The following is a 26,809-nucleotide window of genomic DNA, read 5'->3' as shown; positions in this document are numbered from 1 at the left end:
GATGCGGGCTGCGCCCTACGAACCATCCCGGCGGCGCCGGCGCCGCGCCGGCGCCGCCGGCAGCGCGCGCGCCGCGAGCAGGTCGGGCAGGCCGTCGCCCTCTCGGAATGTGTCGCAGAGCGCCGCGAGCGCGGCGCGCTCCGCGGCGCCGCGGCCGCGGGCCTGCAGCAGGCGGGCGAGACTGGTGGCGGCGCGCAGCTCGTACCAGCGCGCTCCTCGGCTCCTCGCCAGCGCGATGGCGTGCCGCAGATGCGCCTCCGCCGCGCCGGCATCGCGGGCCCCCCGCATCTGCGCCTCGGCCAGCAGTCGATAGAGCTCCGGCTCCGAGTGCGCCTCGCCCGACTGGGTCGCGAACTGCAGCCCGTCGTGAACCACCTCCTCGGCGCCGGGACGATCGCCGCGCAGCAGCTCGTCCGCCAGCAGGCAGCAGAGCTCCGAGCGGTCGAACACCTCCCCGGTCTCGCGCTGTCCCGCCAGCGCCGCGCGCATGGCCGCGAGGCCATCATCGAGACGCCCCTCGCGGGCGAGCAGCCATCCGGACAGGAACCGGGCGCGTTCGAGCCAGCCGGCGAAGCCGTGGTGCGTGGCCAGCCCCATGGCGCGCTCGATCGAGCTGCGGGCGCCGGTCGCGTCGCGCAGGATCGCCTGCACCTCCACCGCCAGGATGCGAATCGTCGATTCGTTGTACGCGCCGCTTGCCGACGCCGCGGCGATCGCCTCGCGCGCCAGGCGCCGCGCCGTATCGGGCAACCCGCGCTTGCCGGCCACCAGCGCGGAGACCACGAGCGCCGTCGCTCTGAGATCGACGCCCATGGCCGAGGCCGGAATGCTGTCGCAGCGCAGACTCTCCTCCAGGTCGGCGCCGGCCGCCGCGAGCTCGCCGAGTCGATAGCGCACGCTGCCGGCGCAGAAGTAGGCCGCCTGCTTCATCGGCGGCATGCCCATGCCGTTGGCGAGATCGACGAGCTGGCGGTTGATGGCGGAGGCGTCCTGATAGCGCGCGGCGAAGGTGAGGGCCGTGGCCAGTCCCGCCGCTGCGACGAACTGCAGGGCGGGGGTCTGAGCGGCCTCGGCGAGCGCGCGCGCGTCCTCGAACAGCGTGCCGACCCGCGCGTCGACGAACCCGAGGGCGAGCTGGCGGGCGTGGGCGAGCGCCAGGCGCGCGGTGATGCGTTCGGTGTCCCGATCCGCCAGCCCCGGGGATCGCTCGATGAGGTCGAGGACCCGCTCGCGCATCGCTGCGGCGTCGCCCGGCGCGCCGCGCTGCACGGCGGCATCGGCGGCCGCGCGGAGGTAGTGGATGGCGCGAGGGACGTCGCCGGCGCGCTCGTAATGGAAGGCGAGCTGCGGCGCGAGGTCGTCGACGCCGCCACCCATTTCCATCTGCTCGGCGACGCGCCGGTGCAGGTGCCGGCGACGGGTCGGCGGTAGGCGATCGTACAACACGTGCTGGACGAGCCCGTGCACGAACTCGATCGCCGGACCGTGCACGTCCCGCGCTGCGCCGGCATCGCTGCTCGGACGGAAGATCCGTCCGCGCGACGCCAGCCCCTGCCACAGCTCCTCGATGCGTTCCGCGCTCTCGCCGCGCAGGGCGGCGAGCGCCGCCGTCGTGAGCGGACCGGTCGCGACGCTGGCGGCCTCGGCCAGCGCCAGCTCCGCGGCTGACAGCCGCGAGAGCTGGCGCTCGAGAAACGTGCGGAGGCTGTCCGGAATGGCCCGCCGCAGCTCGTCCACATCGCCTGCCAGCGACCGGCCGGCGGCGGATTCCGCCAGCAGGCCCTGCGCCAGCAGGTCGTCGACGACCGCCGAGACGAAGAACGGATTGCCCCCCGTCTGATACGAGAGCCAGCGCACCACCTGGTCGCCGAACGACGCGCCGGGGCAGCGCTCCGCCAGGTACGCGCGCACCGACGCCTCCGAGAATGGAGCGAGAGGGATCTCGCTCGCCAGGCGCTTGTTCGCCAGCTCCGTCTTGACGCCCAGGATGGGGTGATCGACGGCGACGATGTCGGCGCCGCGCAGCGTCACGATGACCATCAGCGCCGCGGGTTGGCGCCGGCGCGCCAGCAGGTTGAGCACGTCCGTCGTCGCCAGGTCGGCCCAATGCGCATCCTCGATGACGAGCACCAGTGGCTGGGTCGCCGCGATCTCGTCGAGGGCGGCCGCGAGCTCGCGCATCACGGGAGCGGCTCGCATCGGCTCCGGTAGCGACGCGGCGGCGGCGCGGTCGCGCAGCGACGGCATCTGCGCCAGCCAGCTCGGCGCGTGCCGCCGGAGCGCATCGACGATGCGAGGCGCGCCGGCGCCCTGCGCCAACTGCTCGAGCGCTTCGAGCAGTGGCCGATACGGCTCGTGCTGTCCAAAGGACTCGATGCATTGGCCGAGCGCCGAGACGACGGCGCCCGGCGCGAGCGCGTCGTCCAGCCCTGCGAGGAAGGCATCCACCAGCGTCGTCTTGCCGCCCCCGGCCTCGGCGGTGACGAAGACGACCTGTCGGTGGCGCTCCAGCGCGGCGGCGAGATGGCGGTGGAGCGCCGCCAGCTCGGCGTCCCGGGCGATGAGACCGGGTGCCGACCGGGGTGGGAGGTGGCCGCCGCGCGTGTCGGCGGCCGGCGCATCGGCGGTCGCGGCCACGATCACGTCGGCGGTCTCCGCGATCCACCGAAAGCCGCGCCGCGCGACGGTCTCGATGAAGCGGGGCGCGCGGCGGTCGTCGCCGAGGGCGTCGCGCAATTCGCCGATCGACTTGTTGAGCGTCCCCTCGGTCACGGCGATGCCGGGCCAGACGGCATCGAGCAGGTGATCCTTGGTGACCAGGATGCCGGGGCGCGTGGCGAGCTCGCGCAGCACGGCCCACGACTTCGGCCGCAGGCGTACGGCTCGCTCGCCGCGCCACAGCCGTTCGGCCACGAAGTCGATGCGAATCGGCGCGTTCGACGGCGTCCGCCGACCTTCCATCGGGCGGACGGTAGGCCGGGCGGCGCGCCGCCGTCAATTTGCGATGTGGTCGGCCGGCGGCCCGGCGCCGCCCTCGGCTCCTGCCGCCGCGCGCCGGGTTTCCAGAATGCTTCCAAGAAATTGCCAGGTTTCGTCGATACGCCGGCGGCGCGGCGGGGCTATTGACGGCGCCCATGAGCAACCACGTGCCCTCGACCCGCCGTCAGGCCGCCGCGGAACCGCCCCCCGCCCTCGCCGAGCCGCAATCGTCAGACGCCCGCGCCACGACCCAGCGCGTCTTCGTGGTTCGAGTCAGCCCCGACTGCTCGCTGGCGCCGGGCGACTTCAGGGGCCGGGTGCAGCATCTGTCGTCGATCGACGGCGGCAACTTCAGCTCCATGGACGGCCTGATCGCGATCATGCGCCGGATCCTGGCGTGCCGCGCCGGCGAGTCGGGCCTGGAGGAGGCGGACGAATGACCCCCATCGACAGGACACTGCCCACGCCCACCGCGTCGCGGTCGGCAGGGCCCACCGCTCAGATCAGCACGGAGGAGAGAACGATGGAAAGGACAGCGCAGCGCAGACGCATCATCGGCATCCCAGGGGTGGCCCTCCGCGCCATCGCGGCCGGCCTGTTGGCGGGCGCGGTCAGCACCGCCGCGCTCGCCGCGGCGAGCCTCCCCGGTTCCGCATCCTGCTCCGACACGCCGACCGCCGTCCGGGCGGACGCCAGCGGCAAGGCGAACAAGACGCCGACGCCGACGAAGACCTTGCGCCCGACCAACACGCCACGGCCGACCAACACGTCACGGCCGACCAACACCCCGCGGCCGACCAACACGCGACGGCCGACGCGCACCCCGCGGCCGACCAGGACGCCGCGCTGGACCTGGACGTCGAGCCCGCTCACGGCGACGGCGACGGCGATGCCCACCTGGACGGCGACCATCGAGCCGACCGAGGAGCCGACCACGACGCCGACGCAGGCGGCGACGGCTACCGCGACGGAGCGATCGACGGAGACCGCGACGCCGACCGCGACGGCGACGCCCGGCAACGGCAGTCCGGTCGACGACGACGGCGATGGGGTTGCCGACGAGATCGACAACTGCCCGCACATCGTCAACCCCGATCAGGCCGACCAGAACGGCAATGGCGTCGGCGACTACTGCGACCCCGACGCGGCGCTGACGACCGGCGCGCTCTGGATCCTGGCGTTCGAGAACGGCGAGCCGATCAGTTTCCCCGCGAATCGGATCTGGTTCGATCTCTTCGCCGCGACGGACGACGACTCGCGCGGGCAATGGCTGGCCACCACCTTCCCGGGGTACGTGTACGGTCCGGGAGGCTGGCTCTCGCCCCTGCCCCCGGGCCGCTACGTGCTGGCCAACACCGGAAACGACAACGGCCTGGGCCTGGTGGCCGACCGGGTGGTGACGATTGCCGCCGGCGAGGTCACGACGGTCGCGATCGAGACGTTTCCCACCGGCCTCATCGAGGTCCACGCCGTCGACGGCCAGGGACAGCCGGTCCCGGGCGCCTGCTTCGAAGCCTCGTGGCCGGGCCATGTGATCGCCGGGTGCGACGGGACCCACACCGGCGTCATCGTCCTGCCCTGGATCTCGCAGGGCGACATCCTGCTGCGCGAGACGGCGGCACCGGCCGGCTACAGCCGCGTCGCCGACCGCAGCATCTTCGTCGCCGGCGGACAGGTGGCCCAGCTCGACGTCGTTCACGAGAAGCGCGGCGTGCTGACGGTGCGCGTCGTCAACGCCCTGACCCAGGAGCCGGTGCCCAACGCGTGGGTCGACATCTTCTCCCATGCCCCTGGCCAGTCCGATGCCCACATCGCAAGCATCGCCGACGGCGCCCAGTTCGATCTCGATGGCATCGCCAACGGCGAGCTGGTGACCGATCTCGTCGATCCGGGCGAGGTCCTGATCCGGCCCACGCTGCCGACGCCGGGATGGCAGGACAGTGGCGACCTCGCGATCCTGATGACCCGGGAGGATCAGACCGTCACGCTCGCGGTCACGCCGCCGGGAGCGGTCACGGTGACGGCGAGCGACGGCAACGGCGTCCCGGTGGTTCCCGTCGCCTGCTTCTTCTGGCTGTTCACCGACATCGGCGGCGGCGAGCCGGGCCAGCTCGCGCCGCTCCCGTGGACCTGCGACGACAGCGCGGAAACGAAGACGTTCGCCTTCGTGCCCGCCGGCGACTACGTCCTCGTCGAGCTCGGCGACTGGCCCGGCTTCCGGCACGCGCCGAATCGGCCGGTCACGGTCTCCCCTGGCGCGGACATCACGATCGCCGTCGTCCTCGATCCCGCCTGATCCGACCACGCGAGCGGGCCGTTCCACGCGGACGGCCCGCTCGCCCGCGGCGGTGTCCGGGGGCGGGAGAGCCGCAGACCGGCGCCGGCGCCCACCGTGTGCACGTGAGGAGACCGATGCTGCAGACGCTCATGCGCCCGATCGCCGCCGCCCATTTCGCGGAACGGTGTCTGCCCTGCCCGAGGGACGTCGATGCCGACGGCATCGTCGGGCGCGGCAGGCGGCGCCGCCCGCGATGCCGGCCGGTCTCGATGTCGCCGCTACGGCTCGGGCCGCAGACGCGGGCGCGGTGGCGGGCGCCGGGTCGTTTCGTCGCGGTCGCGCGGCGGCGTCACCGGCGCTCCGGCTTCGCCGGCGTTGGCGCGCCGCCAGATCAGCCAGGCGATGCCGCCGATGGCGGCCAGCGGCAGCAGCGACAGCAGGGCCGTGGTTGCCACGTAGGCGTCCATGCGGCGGGCGTCGGCTGCCATGCACACCGGGCAGGCGAGGGCGAGGCGCGGCAGGACGACGAGCGCGGCGGCCGGGACGGCGTGCACGAGGCGGCGCGGCATCGGCTCAGGCCAGGTAGACGGCGACGTACAGGAAGGGCCACACGCCGACGACGAACCCCCAGAAGATCTCCGCCGCCCACAGGGCGCTCGGCGTCAGCGTCCCCGCCGCCAGCCGGGCCCGGGTCCAGGCGAGGCCGAGGATGGCCGCCAGCGCGTGCAGGGCGTGGGCGCCGACGATGAGGTAGAAGAACGCGCCGTAGCTGCTCGACGTCATCGTCAGGCCGAAGCGGATCAGGCGGGTCCACTCGACGCCCTGCACGGTGACGAAGGTCGCGCCGAGCAGCATCGCGCCGGTGAGCCAGCGGCCGACGCTCGCCTCGCGGCGGGCGCTGGCGACGTGGGCGCGGGCGAGGCAGGCGCCGCTGGCGAGCAGGACCAGGGTGTTGAGCGCGGTCACCTCGACCGGCAGGCGCGGCTGGCCGAGCGGCGGCCACATCGTCGCGCCGGCGCGGGCGACGGCGAAGGCCGTGCCGAGGCCGGCGAAGAACATCAGCTCGGCGACGACGAAGATGAGCATGCCGGCGACGCCGTTGGGCAGCACCGCGCCGCGCTCGCGCGCCGTTCGTCCCGGCGCCGCCGCCACCGCCATCGTCCGCGCCACCGTGGACCTCAGTGGTGGACCGGCGGCGTCGGCGGCACGAAGCCGCTGGCGTCGCGCCAGTTCTGGCCGCTGCTCTTCATCACGTCGGGCGCCACGCCGGCGAACAACACCAGGATGAACACCAGCATGGCGAGCAGGATGTACCAGATGTACCGCTTCTCGACGTTGAGGTGCATGAAGTAGCCGGCGACCATGGTCGCCTTGACGACCGCCAGCCCGAAGGCGGTGATCAGCGTCACCGCCTCGATGCCGAGCGTCGGCCCCAGCACGCTGATGACGAAGAGCGCCAGCAGGATGCCGTAGATCCTGACGTAGTTGGTCTCGTGCGCGCCGTGCGCCGCGTTCGATTCGCTCATGGTCGGTCTCAGCGGGCGATGTAGAAGAGGGGGAAGAGGAAGATCCACACCGCGTCGACGAAGTGCCAGTAGGTGCCGATCAGCTCGACGCGGTGCAGGTTGCGGTCGCGCCGGGCGTCGGCGGCGATCAGCGTCATCAGGATCATGCCGACGACGACGTGCACGCCGTGCAGGCCGGTGGCGGTGTAGTAGAAGGACCAGAAGGTGTCGCGGAACAGCGTGAAGCCGTGCGAGATCTCGGTGCTCCACTCGAACGCCTTCACCAGCAGGAAGATCGCCGCGCCGCCGATCGTGGCGTAGAGCAGGCGCGCGGCCCTGGGGCCGTCGCCGCGCAGCGCCGCCTGGTGGGCGAGCACGGCGAAGAGGCTCGACGTCAGCAGCACCACGGTGTTGAAGCCGCCCGCCCAGGTGTTGGTGTGCGAGGCTTCCGCGTGCCAGTGCGGGTGGTGGAGCCGGAACATCACGTAGGCGGCGAGCAGGCCGCCGAAGATGACGATCTCCGAGGCGAGCACCCACCACACCGCGAGGCGTCCGGTGGGGATGCCGGTGGCGCTGCGGGTGGTGGCGAGGGGGACGTGAGCGGCGGACATCGGGCCTCCGGGGTCAGTTGGCGACGTGCTGCGGCCAGTAGTCGTCGGCGCGTCCGGGGACGCTGTACTCGTACGGGCCGCGGTAGACGCTGGGCATGGTGGCGAAATTGCCGTGCGGCGGCGGCGACGGCGCCGTCCATTCCAGCGTGTTCGCGCGCCAGGGATTGGCCGGCGCCTTGGGCCCGCGGAACAGGCTCCAGAAGAAGTTGAACAGGAACACCACCTGGAAGAGCAGCAGGATCACCAGCGACACCGTCGCGACGATGCGCAGCTCCTGCAGGAACGGCGTCATCTGCATGGGGAAGTTCTCGTAGCTGTAGATGCGCCGGTGGTCGCCGCCCATGCCGGTGATGAACAGCGGGATGAAGATGAAGTTGAAGGGGATCACCGTGCCCCAGAAGTGAATCTTCCCCAGCGTGTCGTTCATCATGCGGCCGAACATCTTCGGGAACCAGAAGTAGAGCGCCGCGAAGGTGGCGATGATGGCGATGGGGAAGAAGGTGTAGTGGAAGTGCGCCAGCACGAAGTAGGTGTCGTGCAGGTAGATGTCGGTGCCGCTCGAGCCGAGGAAGATGCCGGTGACGCCGCCGATGAGGAACTCGGCGATGAAGGCGAGGGCGAACAGCATCGGCGTCGGGAAGGTGATCGAGCCGCCGTACAGCGTGGCGATGAAGACGAAGGTCATCTCGGCGATGGGGATCGAGATCAGCAGCGTCGTCACCGTGAACAGGTGCGCCATGCGCGGATCGATGCCGGCGACGAACTGGTGGTGCGCCCAGACGAGAAAGCTCAGCACGCCGGTGCCGGCGGCGGTGAGGAGGACGGTGTTGTAGGCGAACAGCTTCTTGCGCGAGAAGACGGTGATGATCTCGGCCACGATGCCCATCGCCGGCAGCAGCACCACGTACACCTCGGGGTGGCCGAAGAACCAGAAGAGGTGCTGCCAGAGCAGCGGATCGCCGCCGCCGGCCGGATCGAAGAACCGGGTGCCCAGGATCTGGTCGAAGAGCAGCATCACCGCGCCGGCGACCAGCGGCCCGACCGAGGCCATGAAGAGGATGCTGGCGATGATGATCATCCACACCACCATCGGGATGTAGCTCGCCTTCATGCCCGGCGCGCGCGCGTTCATCACCGTGGTGACGAAGTTGATGCCGCCGAGCAGGAAGGCGACGAACTCGAGCGCCACGGCGACGAGCCACAACGGCGCGCCGTAGGGCGTGAGGTTGTAGGCGCCCTTGGCCGACAGCGGCGGGTAGGAGGTCCAGGCGCCGCCGAAGCCGCCGCCCGGCACCGCCAGCGAGCCCAGCAGCACCAGCGCGCTGAGCAGGAAGATCTGGTACGAGAGGCGGTTCAGGCGCGGGAACACCATGTCGTCGCAGCCGATCATCAGCGGGATGAGGAAGTTGCCGAGCGCCGCGATCAGCACCGGCATCGCCACCCAGAAGATCATGATCGAGCCGTGGTTGGTGACGAGGGCGTTGTACTCCCCCGGGGAGACGACGCCGTAGCCCGGCACCGGGGCGTCGGGCCAGGCGAGCTGCATGCGGAAGACGTAGGACATCAGGCCGCCGATGACGGCCATGGCCATGCCGGTGAACAGGTACTGGCAGCCGATCACCTTGTGGTCGGTGGAGAAGACCCAGCGGCGCCAGACGCTGCCGTGCGCGGCGGCGTGGGCGGCGGTGTCGTGGCTCATCGCGGTCGATCCTCCTGCGACCCGCTCACGCCTGGCGGTCGCGCAGCCAGGCGGCGTGCGCCGACTCGGTCTCGACGTACAGGCGCGCCGGCATCAGCGCGTGGCCGATGCCGCAGATCTCGGCGCACTGGATGTCGTACTGGCCGATGGTGGTGGGCTGGAACCAGCCGGTGATGATGCGCCCGGGGACGGCGTCCTGTTTCAGGCGGAAGGCCGGCACCGAGAAGCTGTGCAGGACGTCCTTCGAGGTCAGCTCGAAGTGGTAGACGGTGCCGTTCGTCACGTGCAGCTCGTTGACCTCGGTGACGTCGTCCTCGGTGCCGAGCTGCTGGTCGGGGCCGGGGTGGACGAAGGTCCACGCCCACTGCTGGCCGATGACGCGGATGGTCTCGTCGGCCGGCGGCAGCACCTGCTTGACGTTGCGCCACACCATCACGGTGGCGGCGATGAGGAAGACGTCGCAGGCGATGACCAGCGCGTGCGGGATCGAGATCCAGCGCTTCTCGGCCTTCTCCTCGCCGGTGATGTACTGCGCCGGCACGCCATCGCGCCTGCGGAAGCGGAACAGCAGCCAGAAGAAGACGGCCTGCGCGAGCAGGAACCAGAAGCCCACGGTGAGGAAGATGCTCGTGAACAGCCAGTCGATGTCGCGCGCGTAGGTCGAGGCCTCGGGCACCAGCCACTCGATCATCGCATGTCCTCGTCGCGCGCCGCGCTCAGCGCAGCACGAAGATGAAGCTGCACAGGGCGAACGCCAGGCAGCCGCCGACGGCGATCCAGAAGACGCTGCGCGCCGTGTGTTCGTCGATCGGACCCTTGGCCATCGCCGCCGCTCCTCGCGTCCCGTGTCACTTGCGCAGCGTGCGGACGTACGCCGCGACGTCCTGCACCGCCTGCTGGTCGGCCAGGGTCGCCGACATGCCGCGCATCTGCATGCCGGTGACGTCGCCCTCGGCGCTGCCGCGCCGGCCGCTCTTGAAGTTGTCGAGCTGGGCGACCAGGTACCAGTCGCCCTGGCGGGCGATCGGCGGCGCCTTCAACTGCTCGTTGCCCATGCCGTCGGGGCCGTGGCAGGCGAGGCAGACGGCATAGGCTGTCTGGCCGCGCCCGGCGTCGCCGCCGCCGACGTCGGTCGGCGGCACCGGCGGCAGGGTGGCGACGTAGGCGGCGACCGCCTGCACGTCGGCGTCGGTGAACAGCGCCATCGCCATCGGCCGCATCTGCAGGCCGGCGGCGTCGTCGGGGTGATAGCCGCGCCGCCCGGCCTTGAAGTTGCCGATCTGGGTCGCGACGTACCAGGCGGGCAGCGCCGCGATCACCGGCGCGCGGCGGTCGAGGCTGCCGGCGCCGTTGGCGCCGTGGCAGGGGACGCAGGTGTCGAACAGTTGGGCGCCCCGCGCCACGTCCTGCGCGCCCGCCTCGACCGGCGCCGCCAGCGTCAGCGCGAACAGGCCGCACCCGGCCGCGCGACCGACCCTCTTCAGCAATGCCACGGGCTCCCCCCTCTGCCTCCGGCCCCGCACCCCGCGGGTCCGGCTTCGATCGAAGCGCGCCATTTGGACCGAGAGCGGCGGCCGATGCGCTGACGTTGGTCAGGGATCGAGATGACGAAGGTCAGCAGGGCGGCGCGTCGCCGGTGGCCGCCCGCCCGGGGGGCGCCCGGTTGCATCGCCCGACGCCGCCAGCGATGGTCCGGCGATGCCCGCCGACGAATCGCCGCGCGCCGTCCTGCTCGGCGTCCAGCTCCCCGGCGTCGACGACGCCGAACACGCCGCGTCGCTGACCGAGCTCGGCCGCCTGGCCAAGACGCTCGGCCTGCAGGTGGTGGCGCGGATCAGCCAGAAGCGCGCCGCGCTCGCCCCCGCCGCCGTGGTCGGCGCCGGCAAGCTGCGCGAGCTGGCGCGGCTCACCGGCGGCAGCGGCGTCGTGCCCTCGGGCGTGCCGAGCCATCGCCAGCGGCGCGGCGGCCGGCCGCTCGAGGACGGCGAGGGCGACGACGGCGCGGTCGAGGCCGACGACAGGGCCGCCGACGAGGTCGACGGCGCGGCCGACGCGGCGAGCGAGCCTCCCGCCGCGCGGGCCAGCGTCGTCGTCGTCGACCACGAGATCTCGCCGTCGCAGGCGCGCAATCTCGAACGCGCCACCGGCGCCGAGGTGCTCGACCGCAGCGCCGTCATTCTCGCCATCTTCCACCGCCACGCGCGCAGCCGCGAGGCGCGCCTGCAGGTGGAGATCGCGCGCCTGGCCTACATGGCGCCGCGCCTGCGCGAGGGCGGCGGCGCCGACCGGCAGGGCGGCGGCATCGGCGGCAAGGGCGCCGGCGAGTCGCAGATCGAGCTCGACCGGCGCAAGGTGCGCGACCGCATCGCGCAGTTGCGCCGCGAGCTGGCGGCGATCGAGCAGGACGCGGTCACCCGCCGTCGCCGCCGCGCCGACCAGGCGACGGTGGCCATCGTCGGCTACACCAACGCCGGCAAGTCCTCGCTGATGCGCGCCCTGACCAGCAGCGAGCCGCTGGTCGCCGATCAGCTCTTCGCCACGCTGGACACCACGGTGCGGGCGCTGCAGCCGGAGAGCGTGCCGCGCATCCTGGTCAGCGACACGGTCGGCTTCATCAAGAAACTGCCGCACGACCTGGTCGCCTCGTTCCGTTCGACGCTCGACGAGGCGCGCGAGGCGTCGCTGCTGGTGCACGTCGTCGACGCCGCCGACCCCGACTTCCCGGCGCAGATCGCCGTCACCGCGCAGGTGCTGGCGGAGATCGGCGCCGCCGACCAGCCGCGCCTGCTGGTGCTCAACAAGGCGGACCGCCTCGACGCCGCGCGCCGCGACGATCTGCGCGCCGCCTATCCCGACGCCCTGCTGCTGTCGGCGCGCCTGCCCGACGACGTCGCCGCGCTGCGCGCCCGCATCGTGCAGTTCTTCGAGCGCGATTTCGTCGAAGCCGAGCTGCTCATCCCCTACGCGCGGCAGCGCCTGGTCGGCGACGTGCACGCCGCCTGCCGGGTGCTCGACGAGCGCTGCGACGATGCCGGCCGCCATCTGCGGGTCCGCGCCCACCCGGCGGTCATCGCCCGGCTGCGCGCCGCCTGCTGAATGCGCCGGCGACCCGTCGGGCATCGCGGGGACGGCGGACGCGGGCGAGACATCCCGCCCCTGGGGCTCCGGGGCTCGCATTGCGCGGTCGCATGTGCGACAGGTGGAAGAAGTTGAATACCACCCCACCCCCGCCGTGCGGCGTCGCAGAGCCTGCGGACGCGGCCGCGGGGAGTGCAGCGACGGCCCCTGCAGCCTCACGAGGGCCCGGGCCGTCCGCAGACATCGGAGAAGCATGAGCACATCGATTGAACACCTTGGCCTGGTCCCCGCCCTGGCCGACGCCGTGGCGGACATGGGCTACACCCAGGCCACCCCCATCCAGGCCAAGGCCATTCCGGTCATCCTCACCGGCCGCGACCTGATCGGCTGCGCCGCCACCGGCACCGGCAAGACCGCCGCGTTCCTGCTGCCCATCCTGCAGCGCCTGGCGGAGCCCCGGCCCGACGGCTGCCGGGCGCTGATCCTGTCGCCGACGCGCGAGTTGGCGATGCAGATCGACGAGCAGGCGCTCGCCCTCGGCTATCACCTCGGCCTCAGCGCCGTCTCGGTGGTCGGCGGCGTCGACATGGGGCCGCAGGAGCACGCGCTCAAGCAGGGCAGCGACATCGTCGTCGCCACCCCCGGCCGGCTGCTCGACCACATGCGCTTCAACACCGCCAAGCTCGGCAACGTCGAGGTCGTCGTGCTCGACGAGGCCGACCGCATGCTCGACATGGGCTTCCTGCCGGACGTGCAGCGCATCCTCGCCGCGCTGCCGGCCGAGCGGCAGACGCTGCTGTTCTCGGCCACGCTGTCGCCGCGCATCCTCGATCTCGCCGCCAGCATCCTGCGCGATCCGGTCACCGTCACCGTCGACCGCCAGCGCCCCGCCGAGCGCATCGATCATCAGACGTATCGCATCAGCCAGGGTCGCAAGGCGGCGCTGCTCAGCAGCCTGCTGCGCCCCGGCGGCGACATGCGCTCGGTGATCGTCTTCGTCAAGCGCAAGGTCGACGCCGATCGCCTGGCGCGCGGCATCACGCGCGGCGGCGTGCCGAGCACCAGCATCCATTCCGACCGCAGTCAGCCGGAGCGCAGCGAGGCGCTCGAGGCCTTCCGCCGCGGCGACTTCCCGGTGCTGGTCGCCACCGACGTCGCCGGCCGCGGCCTCGACATCAGCGGCATCTCGCACGTCGTCAACTTCGACGTGCCGCGCACCTCGGACGACTACATCCATCGCGCCGGCCGCACGGCGCGCGCCGGCGCCACCGGCCAGGTGATCACCTTCGTCGCTCCGGACGACGCCTACCAGATGGCGGACATCGAACGCGCGCTCGGCATGCGCCTGCCGGTCATCGACCACCCGCTGGGCAGCGGCGAGGAGGCCGCGGCGGCGCCCCAGGCGCGCCGTCGCCCGCGCGGCGGGCCGCCTGCGGCACTCCGCGCCCGGCGCCAATGCCGCGATTGACCGACGGCGCCGCCCCGAGCACGCGCCGCCGTCACCTTGCACCGGGGCGCCCGCCCGGCTGCGAGCTGATCGCGGTCCGCGGGGCGGCGCTGCTCCACGGCGGCGGCGCTGCCGACCCTGACCGCCGCGCCGCGGCGCCAGCCACCCCCAGCGGTCGCGAAGCGCCGCCGCGCGCGCGGTCCGCCCGCCGCCGCCGACCTCGCCGGTCTCCGCGCGCGCGGCGCGCATCGCGGCGCGCCGCGACGTGTTGCAAAGGGCCGGGGCGATTGCCAGAACGAACCGGTTCGGAACGCGGGCGGGGAGGCCCGTGCTCCCTGAGGAGCGACGCCATGGATTTCAGCATCTCGGCCGAGGACCGCCTGTTGCAGCAGTCGGTGCGCGACTTCATCGAGGAGAAGGCCAATGCCGGATGGCAGGAGATCGAGCGCACCGACACCCTGCCGCACGAGCTGATCGAGGGGGCGCGCGACGTCGGCCTGCTCGGGCTCTCGATCCCGCAGGAGTACGGCGGGCTCGGCCTGTCGGTGGTGCAGAAGACGCTCTGCCACGAGCAACTCGGGCGCGGGCCGTGGGGCCTGGCGAGCTTCATCAGCGTCCACACCGGCATCGGCTGCGTCGGCATCGTGCGCTTCGCCAGCGAGGAGCAGAAGCGCCGCTACCTGCCGAAGATGGCGACCGGGGAGTGGATCGGCTCGTTCGCGCTGACCGAGCCGCAGTCGGGATCCGACGCCGCCGGCCTGCAGACCCGCGCCGAGCGCACGGGCGACGGCTACCGCGTCAACGGCCACAAGATCTTCATCACCAACGCGCCGCGCGCCCACCACTTCGTGACCTTCGCCCGCACCGCGGCCGGCATCTCGGCGTTCATCATCGATGCCGACTCGCCCGGCGTCTCGATCGGCCAGATCTTCGACACCACCGGCCACCGCGGGTCGCAGATCTCCGAGGTGGTGTTCGAGGACGCCCGCATCCCCGCCGACGCCCTGATCGGCGAGGAGGGCAAGGGCATGGAGTACGCCAAGCGCTGTCTGTCCGAGGGGCGGACGACGCTGAGCGCGCGCTGCGTCGGCACGGCGCAGAAGGCGCTCGAGCTGGCGGTCGAGCATGCCGAGCAGCGCAAGACCTTCGGCAAGCCGCTGATCGAGCACCAGGCGCTGGCCTTCCGGCTGGCGCAGATGAGCGCGCGCACCGAGGCCTCGCGCCTGGTCGTCTATCGTTCGGCGTGGATCCTCGATCAGGGCGGGCAGTCGATCCGCGAATCCTCGACCGCCAAGTACTTCGCCGCCGAGAGCGCGTGGCAGACCGTGGACGACGCGATGCAGATCTTCGGCGGCTACGGCTACATCAAGGGCGAGTACATGATCGACCGCCTGTGGCGCGACCTGCGCGTCGGCCGCGTCTACGACGGCTCGAGCGAGATCCAGCAGATCGTCATCGCCGGCCGCCTGCGGAAGGGCGATCTCGAGACGGCCTGGGCGTGAGCGGCGCGGCGTGCTCGGCGCGCCGCGTCATCACGGCGTCAGCCGCAGGCCCGACGCGGCGTGCGCGGCGGCCAGGAGCACCGCGGCGGCGCCCAGCCAGGGGTGCCAGTCGCGGGCGGCGCGCGAGCCGCGCGCCATGGCGCGGGCGGTGAGCGCGCTGCCGGTGAGCAGCAGGGCGAGCGCGGTGCCGGTGCGGAAGTGCAGCGACGCCGCGAGGGTCAGGTCGTCGCGGTCGAGCAGCACCGACAGCGCTCCGCCGAGCCAGCTCAACAGCACCGCGAGGTAGGCGATGCGCGCCCAGCGCGCGTGCCGCGCGGCGCGGGCGGCGCGGTCGCGGCGCGCGGTGCGCAGCGTCAGGCCGAGGGACCCGACGTACACCAGCAGCGCCAGCGTCGCGGCGCCGGCCAGTGGATGCAGGTAGGCGACGGCCGGCACGCTCAGGCGCTCTTCAGCAGCGCGTCGGCGGCGGTGACGCCCGACCACACCGCGCCCTCGATGGTCGAGCCGGTGAGCCAGTCGCCGGCATAGAACAGCCGGCGGCGCGGTCGACGCAGGAAGGCGGCCATGCGGCGGTAGTGGCCGGGCTGGGTGATCACCGTGCCCTCGGGACGCGGATAGAGGCGGACCCAGTCGGGGTCGGCGAGGCGGCCGAACACCTCCTCGGCGTCGCCGCGCAGCGCCGCGGCGATGCGGCCGGGGTCGCGGTCGAGCAGCTCGGCGCTGCGCCAGCCCATCGCCTGGATGGCGAGCAGTTCCTTGCCCTCGGGGACGTAGGCGGGGCAGAGCGTCGACCAGGTGCGGACGCGGGCGATCGCGTGCCGGCCGGGTCCGGCCGGGGTGACCAGCGGATACTGCACCGTGATCGGGCGTTCGTAGCCGAAGTAGAGGACCACGTTGGGCATCGTGCGCACCGCGGCGACATCGGCGCGGTCCTCCGCTGCCAGCGGCCCGTCGAGTCGGGCGATGGCGGACGCCGGCGCGGCGAGGATGCAGGCGTCGGCCTCGACGACGCCGCCGGCGTGGGACACCTCCACCGACCGCTCGCGCAGCTCGATGCCGCTGGCCTGGCAGCCGGTGCGCACCTCGATGCCGGCGGCCAGCGCGTCGCAGATGGCCCCCATGCCCGCGGGCACGACCAGGAGCTGCCAGCCGAGCGCGTGGCGTAGCAGCGCCTTGCCGAGCGCCGCCGACTGCTCCTCGGCGCCGATGTAGAAGAAGGGCTCGACGCCGGTGCGCAGCAGGTACTGGTACGCCGTGTCGCCGACCGTGCGCCGGCCCCACTGCTCGAGGGTCTCGCCGCGATCGAGCCAGGCGAGGCGGGTCGGCCGCGCCACGTGCACGCGCCGGCGCAGCGCCGCGCCGGCGAACATCGCGGCGGTGCGCAGCTTGCCGCCGAGACTGATCAGCGGGAAGCGCAGGATGCGGCGCGGCGCGTTCAGCTCCATCTCGATCTTGCCGAACGGGGTGGCCATCGAGCCGAGTTGGGTCGCCGGCGCCTCGCTGCCGATGCCCAGCGTCCGCAGCAGCGCCAGGGTGGCGTCGTAGAAGGTGGTGAGGAAGCTGGCGCCGGTGTTGACGGTGAACTCGCCGACCCGCTCGCTGCGCGTGCGGCCGCCGATCGCGTTCGACGCCTCGAGCACGGTCACCTTGACGCCGGCGGCGGCCAGGCGGTGCGCCGCCGCCAACCCCGCCGGCCCGGCGCCGACGATGACGCAGGTTCGCGACATCACGCCGCGCGCCGGGGCGCCGGGGCGCCCGCAGGCGCCGCATCGCTGCGCGCCTCGATGCCCCTTTGCGGGTGGGTGCTCAGGAGATCCGTCGCCATGTGTGCTCGGCAATCCGTTCGACGCGTCGGGCGCGCTCCAGGCGGGCGAGGTGCTGCGCGATGGTGCGGCGCTCCGCGGCGTCGGCATAGCTCAACTGGGCGTGCGGCGGGTAGAGGAAGCGGTGGCGCACCAGCTCCTCGAGGGTGCGCGGCGCGGCGAGATGGTCGAGCAGCGCGGCCTCGCGTTCGCCGATGCGGGCGGCGAAGCGGTCGAGCTTGGCGAGGAAGGTGGCGCGGTCCTCGATGACGCCGGCGTGGTGGAACGACACCCAGACGCGGGCCTCGATCTCGCGCACCCGCGCCAGCGAGCGCTCGAAATCCTCGAGGTCGGACCAGGCGTCGCCGTAGTACGGCCCGAAGCTGCTGAGGTCGATGTCGCCGAGGAACAGCACGCCCTCGGGCTCGACGAGCAGGGCCGAGTGGCCACGGGTGTGGCCGGGCAGGTGGATGGCGCGCACCGCCGTGCCGCCGAGGTCGAAGACCGCGCCGTCCTCGTACGCGCTGGCGTCCGGCCGCGCCGCGTAGTGGAATTCCTCCACCACCCAGGTGCGCAGCGTCGCCAGCAGGCGGGCGTCGGCGTAGCCGTAGATGGCCAGCAGGCCGTCGAGGTGGTGCAGGCCGGGCAGGTCGGCGCGGTGCGCGACGACGCGCGCCGTCGGGAAGCGGAAGAGGCCGGCGACGTGATCCTCGTGCACGTGGCTCTGGATGACGAGGTCGACCGCGCCCAGCTCGCCGGCCCGGCGGGCGACGCTCAGCGAGGGATCGACGACCGCCACCGCGTCGCGGCCGCGGATCCACAGCGAATTGCCGTCGGGGTACTTGCCGGTCTTCTCGCCCACCAGGACGGTGACCCGGCCGAAGGTGCGGTCGGTCGCTCGCATCGGAACCTCCCGTCACTGCCAGCCGGGCGGTCGCGGGTCAAATTTCGTGCTGACAGGCGACGCGCGCCGGCTATCCTGCGCGGCGGAAGGAGAACCGCCGTCATGCGCCGTCGCCTCATCGTCGTTCTCGCCGCAAGTGCCATGCTGTGCGCGGTCCGCGCGTCGGCGCATGATCTCGATCCGCAGCAGGATCGGCCCCGCCACCCCGGCGCCGCGGCCCTGGCCGCCGTCGGCAACGTCGTCTACGCGCCGGTGCGTTTCGTGGTGACGCTCCTCAACGCCGGCACCGGCGGGCTCACCGGCCACCTGACGATGGGCGACCGGGTCGCCGCCAACGACGTCTTCGGCCTCACCGACGGGCAGGGCTTCCTGCAGCCGGAGATGTTCACCGGCCAGGAATCGCTGGCGTTCGGCGAGTATCGCTACAGCCTCCAGGTGACCAAGCCGTAGCAGCCCGTTGAAAGACCGGTCGGCTACTGCGGCCGGGTCTTGCGCGCCGGCGGTTCGCTGCCGAATCCTCGACACAACCGACCAAAGCATTTCACCACGGAGGCACGGAGACACGGAGTAACGCGGACAAGAGGGGGTTCGGGGCGAGATCCCCAACGCCATCAGCAATGGCCATAGGGATCGCATCCACCCGCCATTGCGACGCTGCACCCTCCGTGTCTCCGTGCCTCCGTGGTGAAGGTGTTTTCTCCCATCGTGGTGAAGGTGTTTTCTCCCATCGAGGTTGATCCCTCGCCCTCGCTGCGCGGCCCGCTTCTTCAACGGACTGCCTGGTCTGGCGCCGGTCGGTTGGCCGCGCCGCGTCCGCTCGCTAAGGGGAGCGCATGGCGGCGGCGGACATCGCGATCATCGGCGCCGGCGTGATCGGCTGCGCCATCGCCCGCGAGCTGGCGGGTCGCGGCGCCGGGCGCATCGTCGTCATCGACCGCGGCGAGCCGGGCGGCGAGGCCTCCGGTGCCGCCGCCGGCATGCTGGCGGTGGCCAGCAGTCGGGCCCGGCGCGGCGCGCTCGCCGACCTCAAGCGCGCCAGCGCGGCGCTGGCGGCGCCGTTCGCCGCCGCGCTCGCCGCGGAGACCGGGATCGAGGTCGAGTACGCCGCCAACGGCGTCCTCGACCTCGCCTTCTCCAGTCGCGAGGCCGAGCGGCTCGACCGCTTCGCGACCCGTCAGCGCGAGCGCGGTTTCGCGGTCGAGCTGTTGGACGGCGACGCGGTGCGCGCCCGCCATCCCGAGATCAACCCCGCGGTGCGGGCGGCGGCGCGCTTCGCGGACGACGCATCGCTCAACGCCGGGCGACTGGTGGAGGCGCTGCACGTCGCGGCGGCGCGCCGCGGCGTCGAGTTCCGCCTCGGCACGCCGCTGCGCCGCATCGTCGCGCGCCGCCGCCGGGTGGAAGCGCTGGCCGTCGGCGACGACCTGCTGCCCGTCGGCCGGGTGGTGATCGCCGCCGGCGCCTGGTCCGGCGCCGTGGGCTCGCTGCTGCGGGCGCCGATTCCGGTCTGCGCCGACCGCGGCGAGATGCTGGCCGTCCGGCCGCGGGCGCCGCTGGCGCTGCCGATGTTCTGGGGCGACGCCTGCCTGGTGCCGCGGCCGAGCGGCGAGGTGCTGATCGGCAGCACCAGCGCGCCGCGGGCGCGCGCCAAGATGGTGACCGCGGCGGGCGCGGCGCTGCTGCTCGGCCGCGCCGTGCGCATGGTGCCGGAGCTCGCCGACGCGCCGGTGACTCGCGTCTGGTCGGGCCTGCGCCCGCTCTCCCGCCTCGGCCGGCCGCTGCTCGGCCCGCTGCGCGGCTGGGACAACGTCACGCTCGCCTGCGGCCACCACCGCACCGGCGTGCTGCTGGCGCCGATCACCGCCCGCCTCATCGCCGAGCTGCTGCTCGAGGGCGCGACCAGCATCGACCTGCAGCCGTTCTGCTCGCGCTGAGCCCGGCCGCGACGGCCGCGGTTGTCGGCGCCGCCCGGACCGGGTAAGCGGCGGCGCATGAGCGAACGCAGCCCCATCCCGATCACCTTCGAGCGCGATGGCGATGCCGTGCACCTGACGGCGATCCGGCCCGCCGGGGAGGGGCCCTTCCCGGGGCTGATCCTCATTCCGGACGTGCGCGGCGTGTCGGATCACTACCTCGACGTCGCGGCGCGCTTCGCGGCGGAGGGGTTCTTCACCGCCGTGATCGATCTGTACAGCCGGGAGGGCGCGCCGACGCTCGCCGACATGCCGGCGGTGTTCGCCTGGATCGCGGCGCTGCCCGATCAGCGCGTGCTCGCCGACCTGGCCGGGGCGGCGGACGCGCTGGCGGCGCGCCGCGAGGTGCGCGCCGATGCGGTCGGCATCACCGGCTTCTGCCTCGGCGGTCAGTACGCGCTGATGGCCGCCTGCCGCGTGCCGCGCCTGCGCGCCTGCGTGAGCTGGTACGGCATGCTGCGCTACGCCGAGCACACCGAGCGCAAGCCGCTCAGCCCGCTCGAGATGGCGCCGCAACTCGGCTGTCCGTACCTCGGCCTGTTCGGCGCCGAGGACGGTCTCATCCCGCAGGCCGACGTCGAGGAGCTGCGCGCGATTCTCACCCGCGCCGGCAAGTTGTTCGACCTGCGCGTCTACCCCGGGGCCGGTCACGCTTTCTTCAATGATGCGCGCCCCGACGCCTACCGTCCGGAGGCCGCCGCCGACGCCTTCCCGCGCGCCGTGCGCTTCCTGCGCGCTCACCTCGGCTAGATCCATCGTCCCCGGCGCCCAGGCGTGCCGCGGCACCTGGGAGCGGAGCGGCCGGGCCACCACCGCCATCGCCACGAAACTGTCGCTTTCCGGCGCTTCGTCCGGTTCGAGGCTGGTGCGTCACCGCCGGCGTCGGCGCGGCGTGACGCCGGGCGCGCCGGCCGCGCTGCGCGGCAACATGGCACGTCCCCTGCTGCATCGCTCGGTCAGATGACTGGCTCCCTCTCCGCGGCGACGCCGCTCCATTCCCTGTCGGCGGCGGACACGGCGCTGCTCCGATTCCTCTTCAAGCACGGCCTCGTCGATGCCGACACCGCCGCCGCCGCCGAGCGCAGCGCGTGCGACCGCAACCAGCACCTGGTCGAGGCGTTGTGTGACGACGGCTTCGTCGACGAGACCGCGCTGGTCACCCTGCTGCAGCGCGAGCTGCACCTGCCGCGGGTCGATCCCAGCAGCAGCGCCGACGTGGCGTCGCTGACCGACGACGCGATCCTCACCGGCCACCTCGCCGCCGTCGTCGGCCTCGACGACACCCACATGCTGCTGGCGATGACCAACCCGTTCGACCACGAGCTGATCCGCCAACTGCGCTTCGCCTACAACGTGCGCATCGAGCCGGCGGCGGTGGCGTTGAGCGACCTGCGGGCCGCGTTCTCGTCGCCCGCGCCGGCCGACGGCGCGGAGGCGACGGTCGCGGTCAAGCGCCGCGAGGACTCGCAGAGTCCGATCGTCAAGATGGCGGCATTGCTCATCGAGCGGGCAGTGACACAGCGCGCCAGCGACATCCATCTCGAACCGACGGCCGATGGGCTGACGATCCGCTACCGCATCGATGGCGCCCTGGAGGAGGTGTCGCGCGTCTCCGCCGCCGTCCGCGGCCCGCTGACGGCGCGTCTCAAGGTGATGGCGCGGCTCGACATCACCGAACGCCGCGTGCCGCAGGACGGCGGACTGACGATGACGGTCGCCGGTCGGGCGATCGACTGCCGGGTGTCGACGTTGCCGACGCAGTACGGCGAGAAGGTCGTGATCCGGCTGCTCGACGCGCGCCGCGCCCTGGTGACGCTGGACGAGCTCGGTCTCGAAGCGGCGGAGCTGGCGACCCTGCAGGAGGTGCTGCGTCATTCCGAGGGCCTGATCCTCACCACCGGACCGACCGGCAGCGGCAAGTCGACGACGCTCTACGCCATGCTGCGCGCCATCCAGACGCCGGCGCTGAACATCGTCACGGTCGAGAACCCGATCGAGTACCGCCTGCCGGGGATCAACCAGACCGAAGTGCGCGAGCGCCAGGGCATGACCTTCGCGGCCGCGCTCCGCTCCATCCTGCGCCAGGACCCCGACGTCATCCTCATCGGCGAGATCCGCGATCGCGAGACGGCGGAGATCGCCATCCAGGCGGCGCAGACCGGACACCTGGTGCTGTCGACGCTGCACACCAACGATTCGATCGGCGCCATCACCCGACTGCAGAAGCTCGGCATCGAGTCGGAGCTGATCGCGTCGACGCTGTTGCTGGTGATCGCGCAGCGGCTGGTCAGGCGGGTCTGCCCCGCCTGCGCCGAGCCGGCGCCCGCCGAGACCTATGCGTCGCTCCGCTTCGCCGCCGCGCTCGAGCCGGGCGCGGTGCGCCGCGGACGGGGATGCGTCAAATGCCGCCAGACCGGCTATTTGGGGCGCATTGGCGTCTACGAGCTGCTGCGCACCACCAACGACGTCCGACGGGTGATCGAGGACGGCGGCAGCGAGACGGCGCTGCGCGATCTCCTGCGCCGGCAGGGCTCGCGCACGTTGATGCAGGTGGCGCTCGACAAGATCCGCCTCGGTCTGGCCACGCCGGAGGAAGTGGCGGCGGTGATCAAGGCGGACGAGATCGCCCGCTGCCGCGAGTGCGGCGCCGAGCTCGACGAGCGCAGCGGCGCCTGTGCGGCGTGCGACACGACGCCGGCCGCCGCCGCGGCGGCAGCCGTCACGGTCGCCGCGCCGGCGCCGGCGGCCGCGCCGCCGGACGACCGCGTCATCAGCATCCAGGCCGGCAAGGCCATCGGCGGCGGCGCCCTGCTCGCGACCGCGGTGCGGGCGCTGAGCAGCGCCGGCGGTCTCGACGACCTGGCGGCGCAGGATCTCGAGCTGGCCATCGCCGAGAGCTGCGCCCTCGCCGCCGACAGCGACGCCAGCGGCGAGGTCCACCTCGAGGTCGAGGTGTCGCGGCAGCACTGCCGGGTCTGCGTCTGGGACCGCGGCGCGCCGTGGGCGTGGCCCGGACCGGGCGCCCGCATGCCCGACGTCGACCTGCTGTCGAGCGACATCGGTCCCGAGGTGCGCGCGTTCGTCATCCGCTCCGCGGTCGATGCCGTGAGCTACGAACGCGCCGGCGACACCAACCGCCTGTGGTTGACCAAGCACGCCGCGGACGACGTCCGGCGAGCGGAGCCGGCGTGACGGCTGGCCGACGATGCCGCCGGTGTCGGAACGGCCCCAGGGCTCCGCCGATGGAGGCTTTCTCGATCCCGCCGCGCGTCGGCGCGCGGCGCCGTGGCGAGCGGACGCGGAAGTGATGCCGGCCGGCGGCGCCATGCCGCTCGCGACCTCCGATCCCTTTCGGGCGCTGGCCGCCGAGATCGAGCGGCTGCCGCCCGTCGCCATCGCCATCGACGAGACCCCGCCGCGCCGCCGCCGCGTGGGGCCGTGGGCGCTCGTCCTGCTGGCCGCGGTGGCGGTCGCGGCCGCTGCGTTGTTGAGCTTTGGGGGTGGCGAGCGCGACGTCGCGCCGGTGCCCGTGTTGGTGCCGCCGAGCATTGCCGACAATGCCTGCGCCGCCCGGGCCGCGATCATCATGCAGGCCGTGGCCGCGCACGTCGCGCGCACCGGCGCTCCGCCCAGCAGCCTGGCGGCGCTCTCTCCAGCCGAGCTGACGGTGCCGCCGGTCGATCCGGTCAGCGGCGATCCCTACATCTACGAGTTGCAGCCGGGCGGCGCAGTCACCTTGAGTTGTCCGACCGCGCCGGCCCGCGACTGACCCGGCGGCGGCGCCGAGCGCGAAAGCCAACCGCTGCCGCTGGCTGCCCCGTCCCGCGCCACGGGCGCCCCTGAGCAACCGCGTCCGGCACTGCTATCGGTGCCGGAAAGGAGGCGATCTCGGTTGGGATGGCACGCCGGGGTGCGGGTGGCACGATGGTGAACAGGAAGACAGGGCGGAAACACGACGATCTCCCCGCCGAGGCGGGCCGGTTCCAAGCGCTGATGCGGTCGCGCGAGCAACGGTTGACGGACGGCGCCGCGCTGCGCGATCGCGTCCGGCGGCGCAGTCACGGCGAATGGAAGCGGCCGCCGAAGCGCCGCGATCCGATCGCGATCCTCGAGGCATCGAACCGCGACCGCCTCGCCGAGTTGGTGCCCATCCGCTACGGGCGCATGCTGCGCACGCCGTTCACGTTCCTGCGCGGTTCCGCCGGACTGATGGCGCACGACCTCGCCGCCATGCCGAGCACCGGCGTCCGCGTCCAGGCCTGTGGCGACTGCCATCTGCTCAATTTCGGGCTGTTCGCGACGCCGGAGCGCAACCTGATCTTCGACATCAACGACTTCGACGAGACGCTGCCGGCGCCCTGGGAATGGGACGTGAAGCGCCTGGCGATCAGCTTCGCGGTGGCGGCGCGCGCCAACCGCCTGAGCGACGCGCAGGCCAGGTCGGCCGCCGCCGAGTGCGTGCGCGCCTATCGCGTCCGCCTGCGCGAATGTTCCGAGATGAGCCCGCTGGACGTCTGGTACGACCATCTCGATGCCGAGCAGATCATCGCCATGGCGCCGAACGCGAGGATCCGCAAGGCGCGCGCCCAACTCGTGGCGCAGGCGCAGGAGCGGCTCGGCGACTATCTCTACCCCAAGATCAGTGGCGAGGTCGGCGGTCGGCGGCGGCTGATCGACCAGCCGCCGGTGCTGTTTCACGTCTTCGAGGAAGGGCGCCTGCACGAGATCGTGCACGAGGCGATGACCGCCTATCGGGCCAGCCTGCCGGAGGAGCGCCGGGTGTTGTTCGACCGCTACCGCCTCGAGGATCTGGCGATCAAGGCGGTGGGGATCGGCAGCGTCGGCACGCGCTGCTTCGTGGGCCTGTTCTTCTCCGCCGAGAACCACCCCTTGCTGCTGCAGTTCAAGGAGGCGGGCGCCTCGGTGCTCGAGCGGTACGCCGGAAAGAGCGCGTACGAGAACCACGGCCAGCGCGTCGTCACCGGCCAGCGCCTCATGCAGTCGGCCAGCGACATCTTCCTCGGCTGGACGCACGGCCGCGGCGGTCGCTCCTTCTACGCCCGCCAGTTGCGCGACATGAAGCTCTCGGCGCCGGTCGAGGGGGCGACCGCGACCCAGATGCACCTGTACGCCGAGCTGTGCGGCCGCACGCTGGCGCGCGCCCACGCCAAATCCGGCGACGCGGCGCTGATCAGCGGCTATCTCGGCAAGTCCGACGCGTTCGACGAGGCGATCGGCGACCTGGCCCTCGCCTACGCCGATCAAACGGAACGGGATCACGCCGCCCTGGTCGCCGCCGTACGCGCCGGCCGCCTCAAGGCGGTGATCGAGGAGGAATAGGGCGGCCGTCGGACGTCGCATCCTGGTCGCCCCGCCCCCGGTACCATTCGTTGGCGAGCGGCACCCAGCGGCGGATCCAGTCGAAGCGCGGCTGTTGCCACACCGACGCCTCGTCGTCGGCGAGCGGCACGTCGGGACGCGACAAGAGGAAGTGCTGCGCATCGATGCGCGACGCCGCCGGCGGTGAGAGCAGCACCGTGAGCGGGGGATCGAAGAAGACGCGACCCGCGTCGCCCAGCTCGACGACGTAGATCGTCTGGTCGTTGCGCGACACGAAGACCACCCCCTCCGGTCCGAGAGCCGATCGCACGCGCGCCAGGTTCGCGATCAGCGTCGCGTTGCCGTCGGCCGAGCGGACCGCCAGCTTCAGCACGCTGTTGTCCCTTGCTGCTCGGTCGCCCGTCGCGGCGTCCACGACCAGCACCAGCAGAACGGTCGCCACCGCCAGCGCCGGCACGGCGCGTGCGGGGAGCGGGGCGATCAGCGGCAGCACGCCGATGGCCGCGGTCGCGGCGCCGAACGCGGCGATGCCGACCAGATAGTCGTAGTAGTGGTGCGCCAGCGGCGCGATCGGCAGGCAGGCGATCAGGAAGAAGTCGATGCCGAAGGCGAGCAGTCGCCAGCGCGGGTGTCCGCTCAGCGCCCGCCGGGTCGCGAGCACGGCCGTCGCGCAGAGACCGACCCCGAGAAGGGTCGCGGCGCCCGGCGAGAGCGCGGCCAGGGTGAGCAGGTTCAGGCTCGCGCACGCATACCGGCCGATGTTCATCAGCAGCGGCAGCGGGTGGATGGCGATGGCGTAGCCATACGTCGGCCAGCCGACGGCCGTGTAGTACGTCAGCTTCACCGCGGCGTACGCCACCACCACCAAGCCGGGGCCGCAGACGTCGCGCAGGAGGGACCGCCAGGGCTGCGGCCGCGGCGAGAAGGCCGCGACGACGACGAGCAGGAGCGGGCCGACCGCCGCGTGCTCGCTGCAGAGCAGCGCGACGCCCTGCAGCAGCGTCGCCGCGATGGCGCGCCTGGGCCACCGGCTGACCTGCCAGCACAGCACCATCGCGAAGACCGCCAGCGCGCTGCCGACCATGGTGAAGGCCGCCACCCAGAACACCGCCACGGCATGGCCCGGTGCCGCCGCGTAGAGGAGGGCGATGCAGAAGCCCAGCAGCAGCGATCCCGCGAGGCGCGTCGCGATGGCCAGCGCCAGCACGGTGCTGGCGGCGAAGGCGGCGAGCTGCACGAGATGGTAGCCGCTCGCGTCGGTGGCGAAGAGGCCGTGCAGGAGGAAGAAGTACGCCGCCTGCGTCAACGGCCGATAGAGGTAGAAGCCCGCCCGCGGGTTGAGCTGGAAGAGGGTCGCGATCCCGGATGCCGACCACGGCGTGGCGGCGGCATCGCGCACGAGCCAGAAGTCGTCGAGGAAGAAGAAGCCGCGGACGCTGTCGCCGTAGCGGACGAGCGAGAAGGCGACGAGCAGCAGGGCGGCGCCAGCGAACCATGCCCGACGACCCCGGCGGGACGCGATGCGCGGCCGCGGAGGCGCCGCTTGGACCGTGGTCTCCGTCATCGGACTCGCCGCGGCATTTCTGGCCCCGCCGCCGCGGTCGCGTCAACCGCGCCCGCCACGCCGCTCCTCATCAGCGGCCCGCGCCGTCGCCGCCCCCCGCGCCCCCTGCGGCGTGCCGCGCCTTTTG

The 26,809-nt window shown here is 72.8% G+C and carries 24 protein-coding genes; 11 read left to right on the top strand and 13 right to left on the bottom strand.

The annotated features are described in order from the left end of the window. Window positions 1-15: 15 nt before the first annotated feature. Window positions 16-2,961 (bottom strand): AAA family ATPase, encoded by a 2,946-nt coding sequence (locus tag KF840_18995; GenBank protein ID MBX3026999.1) that lies wholly within the window; start codon window positions 2,959-2,961, stop codon window positions 16-18. 173 nt (window positions 2,962-3,134) lie between these two features. Between KF840_18995 and KF840_18990 the strand changes: the two genes are divergently transcribed. After that, the gene (locus KF840_18990; GenBank protein ID MBX3026998.1) at window positions 3,135-3,419 is read left to right on the top strand and encodes a hypothetical protein; all 285 of its coding nucleotides are present in this window, start codon (window positions 3,135-3,137) and stop codon (window positions 3,417-3,419) included. A 58-nt stretch (window positions 3,420-3,477) separates the two neighbouring features. Here the strand turns inward: KF840_18990 and KF840_18985 are convergent, their stop codons facing one another. Continuing rightward, complete coding sequence (locus tag KF840_18985) at window positions 3,478-3,876, bottom strand: hypothetical protein (protein ID MBX3026997.1); 399 nt, start codon at window positions 3,874-3,876, stop codon at window positions 3,478-3,480. Between KF840_18985 and KF840_18980 the strand changes: the two genes are divergently transcribed. Continuing rightward, window positions 3,869-5,275, top strand: coding sequence for a hypothetical protein (locus KF840_18980; protein ID MBX3026996.1), 1,407 nt, complete (start codon window positions 3,869-3,871; stop codon window positions 5,273-5,275). The genes KF840_18985 and KF840_18980 overlap by 8 nt on opposite strands. A gap of 260 nt (window positions 5,276-5,535) precedes the next feature. Here the strand turns inward: KF840_18980 and KF840_18975 are convergent, their stop codons facing one another. The 7 genes from KF840_18975 to KF840_18945 all read right to left on the bottom strand — a co-directional run bounded on the left by KF840_18975 (window position 5,536) and on the right by KF840_18945 (window position 10,565). Continuing rightward, window positions 5,536-5,826 (bottom strand): hypothetical protein, encoded by a 291-nt coding sequence (locus KF840_18975; GenBank protein MBX3026995.1) that lies wholly within the window; start codon window positions 5,824-5,826, stop codon window positions 5,536-5,538. A gap of 4 nt (window positions 5,827-5,830) precedes the next feature. Next, complete coding sequence (locus tag KF840_18970; GenBank protein ID MBX3026994.1) at window positions 5,831-6,427, bottom strand: cytochrome c oxidase subunit 3; 597 nt, start codon at window positions 6,425-6,427, stop codon at window positions 5,831-5,833. An 8-nt stretch (window positions 6,428-6,435) separates the two neighbouring features. After that, a complete protein-coding gene (locus KF840_18965; protein ID MBX3026993.1) occupies window positions 6,436-6,783 on the bottom strand; it encodes a cytochrome C oxidase subunit IV family protein in 348 nt (115 codons plus the stop codon). Window positions 6,784-6,791: 8 nt separating this feature from the next. After that, window positions 6,792-7,373, bottom strand: a complete 582-nt coding sequence (locus KF840_18960) for a cytochrome c oxidase subunit 3 (protein MBX3026992.1) — start codon at window positions 7,371-7,373, stop codon at window positions 6,792-6,794. Between the two features lie 13 nt (window positions 7,374-7,386). Then, complete coding sequence (locus KF840_18955; GenBank protein ID MBX3026991.1) at window positions 7,387-9,072, bottom strand: cbb3-type cytochrome c oxidase subunit I; 1,686 nt, start codon at window positions 9,070-9,072, stop codon at window positions 7,387-7,389. Between the two features lie 25 nt (window positions 9,073-9,097). Continuing rightward, the gene (locus KF840_18950; protein MBX3026990.1) at window positions 9,098-9,763 is read right to left on the bottom strand and encodes a cytochrome C oxidase subunit II; all 666 of its coding nucleotides are present in this window, start codon (window positions 9,761-9,763) and stop codon (window positions 9,098-9,100) included. 157 nt (window positions 9,764-9,920) lie between these two features. Further along, a complete protein-coding gene (locus KF840_18945) occupies window positions 9,921-10,565 on the bottom strand; it encodes a cytochrome c (protein ID MBX3026989.1) in 645 nt (214 codons plus the stop codon). A gap of 205 nt (window positions 10,566-10,770) precedes the next feature. Between KF840_18945 and hflX the strand changes: the two genes are divergently transcribed. From hflX to KF840_18930, 3 genes are all read left to right on the top strand, one after another. Continuing rightward, on the top strand, window positions 10,771-12,168 hold the full coding sequence (hflX, locus tag KF840_18940; GenBank protein ID MBX3026988.1) for a GTPase HflX: 1,398 nt from the start codon (window positions 10,771-10,773) through the stop codon (window positions 12,166-12,168). Window positions 12,169-12,403: 235 nt separating this feature from the next. Next, window positions 12,404-13,618 (top strand): DEAD/DEAH box helicase, encoded by a 1,215-nt coding sequence (locus tag KF840_18935; GenBank protein ID MBX3026987.1) that lies wholly within the window; start codon window positions 12,404-12,406, stop codon window positions 13,616-13,618. Between the two features lie 329 nt (window positions 13,619-13,947). Further along, complete coding sequence (locus tag KF840_18930; GenBank protein MBX3026986.1) at window positions 13,948-15,099, top strand: acyl-CoA dehydrogenase family protein; 1,152 nt, start codon at window positions 13,948-13,950, stop codon at window positions 15,097-15,099. A 30-nt stretch (window positions 15,100-15,129) separates the two neighbouring features. Here the strand turns inward: KF840_18930 and KF840_18925 are convergent, their stop codons facing one another. From KF840_18925 to KF840_18915, 3 genes are all read right to left on the bottom strand, one after another. After that, window positions 15,130-15,534: a DUF4079 family protein gene (locus tag KF840_18925; GenBank protein MBX3026985.1), complete on the bottom strand. Its 405-nt coding sequence runs from the start codon at window positions 15,532-15,534 to the stop codon at window positions 15,130-15,132. Between the two features lie 2 nt (window positions 15,535-15,536). Continuing rightward, window positions 15,537-16,826 (bottom strand): FAD-dependent oxidoreductase, encoded by a 1,290-nt coding sequence (locus tag KF840_18920; protein ID MBX3026984.1) that lies wholly within the window; start codon window positions 16,824-16,826, stop codon window positions 15,537-15,539. 79 nt (window positions 16,827-16,905) lie between these two features. Beyond that, window positions 16,906-17,805, bottom strand: coding sequence for an MBL fold metallo-hydrolase (locus tag KF840_18915; protein ID MBX3026983.1), 900 nt, complete (start codon window positions 17,803-17,805; stop codon window positions 16,906-16,908). A gap of 102 nt (window positions 17,806-17,907) precedes the next feature. Here KF840_18915 and KF840_18910 point away from each other — a divergent pair, with 102 nt between their 5' ends. The 6 genes from KF840_18910 to KF840_18885 all read left to right on the top strand — a co-directional run bounded on the left by KF840_18910 (window position 17,908) and on the right by KF840_18885 (window position 25,118). After that, window positions 17,908-18,255 carry a hypothetical protein gene (locus tag KF840_18910; GenBank protein MBX3026982.1) on the top strand — a complete coding sequence of 116 codons (348 nt, stop codon included), beginning with the start codon at window positions 17,908-17,910 and terminating at the stop codon, window positions 18,253-18,255. Between the two features lie 383 nt (window positions 18,256-18,638). Next, a complete protein-coding gene (locus KF840_18905; protein ID MBX3026981.1) occupies window positions 18,639-19,739 on the top strand; it encodes an FAD-dependent oxidoreductase in 1,101 nt (366 codons plus the stop codon). A gap of 57 nt (window positions 19,740-19,796) precedes the next feature. Beyond that, window positions 19,797-20,528 carry a dienelactone hydrolase family protein gene (locus KF840_18900; protein MBX3026980.1) on the top strand — a complete coding sequence of 244 codons (732 nt, stop codon included), beginning with the start codon at window positions 19,797-19,799 and terminating at the stop codon, window positions 20,526-20,528. Between the two features lie 210 nt (window positions 20,529-20,738). After that, on the top strand, window positions 20,739-22,970 hold the full coding sequence (gene tadA, locus KF840_18895; protein ID MBX3026979.1) for a Flp pilus assembly complex ATPase component TadA: 2,232 nt from the start codon (window positions 20,739-20,741) through the stop codon (window positions 22,968-22,970). Between the two features lie 115 nt (window positions 22,971-23,085). Further along, a complete protein-coding gene (locus tag KF840_18890; protein ID MBX3026978.1) occupies window positions 23,086-23,547 on the top strand; it encodes a hypothetical protein in 462 nt (153 codons plus the stop codon). 155 nt (window positions 23,548-23,702) lie between these two features. Continuing rightward, window positions 23,703-25,118, top strand: coding sequence for a DUF2252 domain-containing protein (locus tag KF840_18885; GenBank protein MBX3026977.1), 1,416 nt, complete (start codon window positions 23,703-23,705; stop codon window positions 25,116-25,118). On the opposite strand, the gene KF840_18880 is transcribed toward KF840_18885, so the two are convergent. Beyond that, on the bottom strand, window positions 25,093-26,682 hold the full coding sequence (locus KF840_18880) for a hypothetical protein (GenBank protein ID MBX3026976.1): 1,590 nt from the start codon (window positions 26,680-26,682) through the stop codon (window positions 25,093-25,095). The genes KF840_18885 and KF840_18880 overlap by 26 nt on opposite strands. Window positions 26,683-26,809: the final 127 nt, after the last annotated feature.

This window comes from bacterium, from assembly GCA_019637795.1.
In the GTDB taxonomy this organism is placed as follows: Bacteria; Desulfobacterota; Binatia; order HRBIN30; family CADEER01; genus JAHBUY01.
This window is presented reverse-complemented; position numbering and strand designations above follow the sequence as displayed.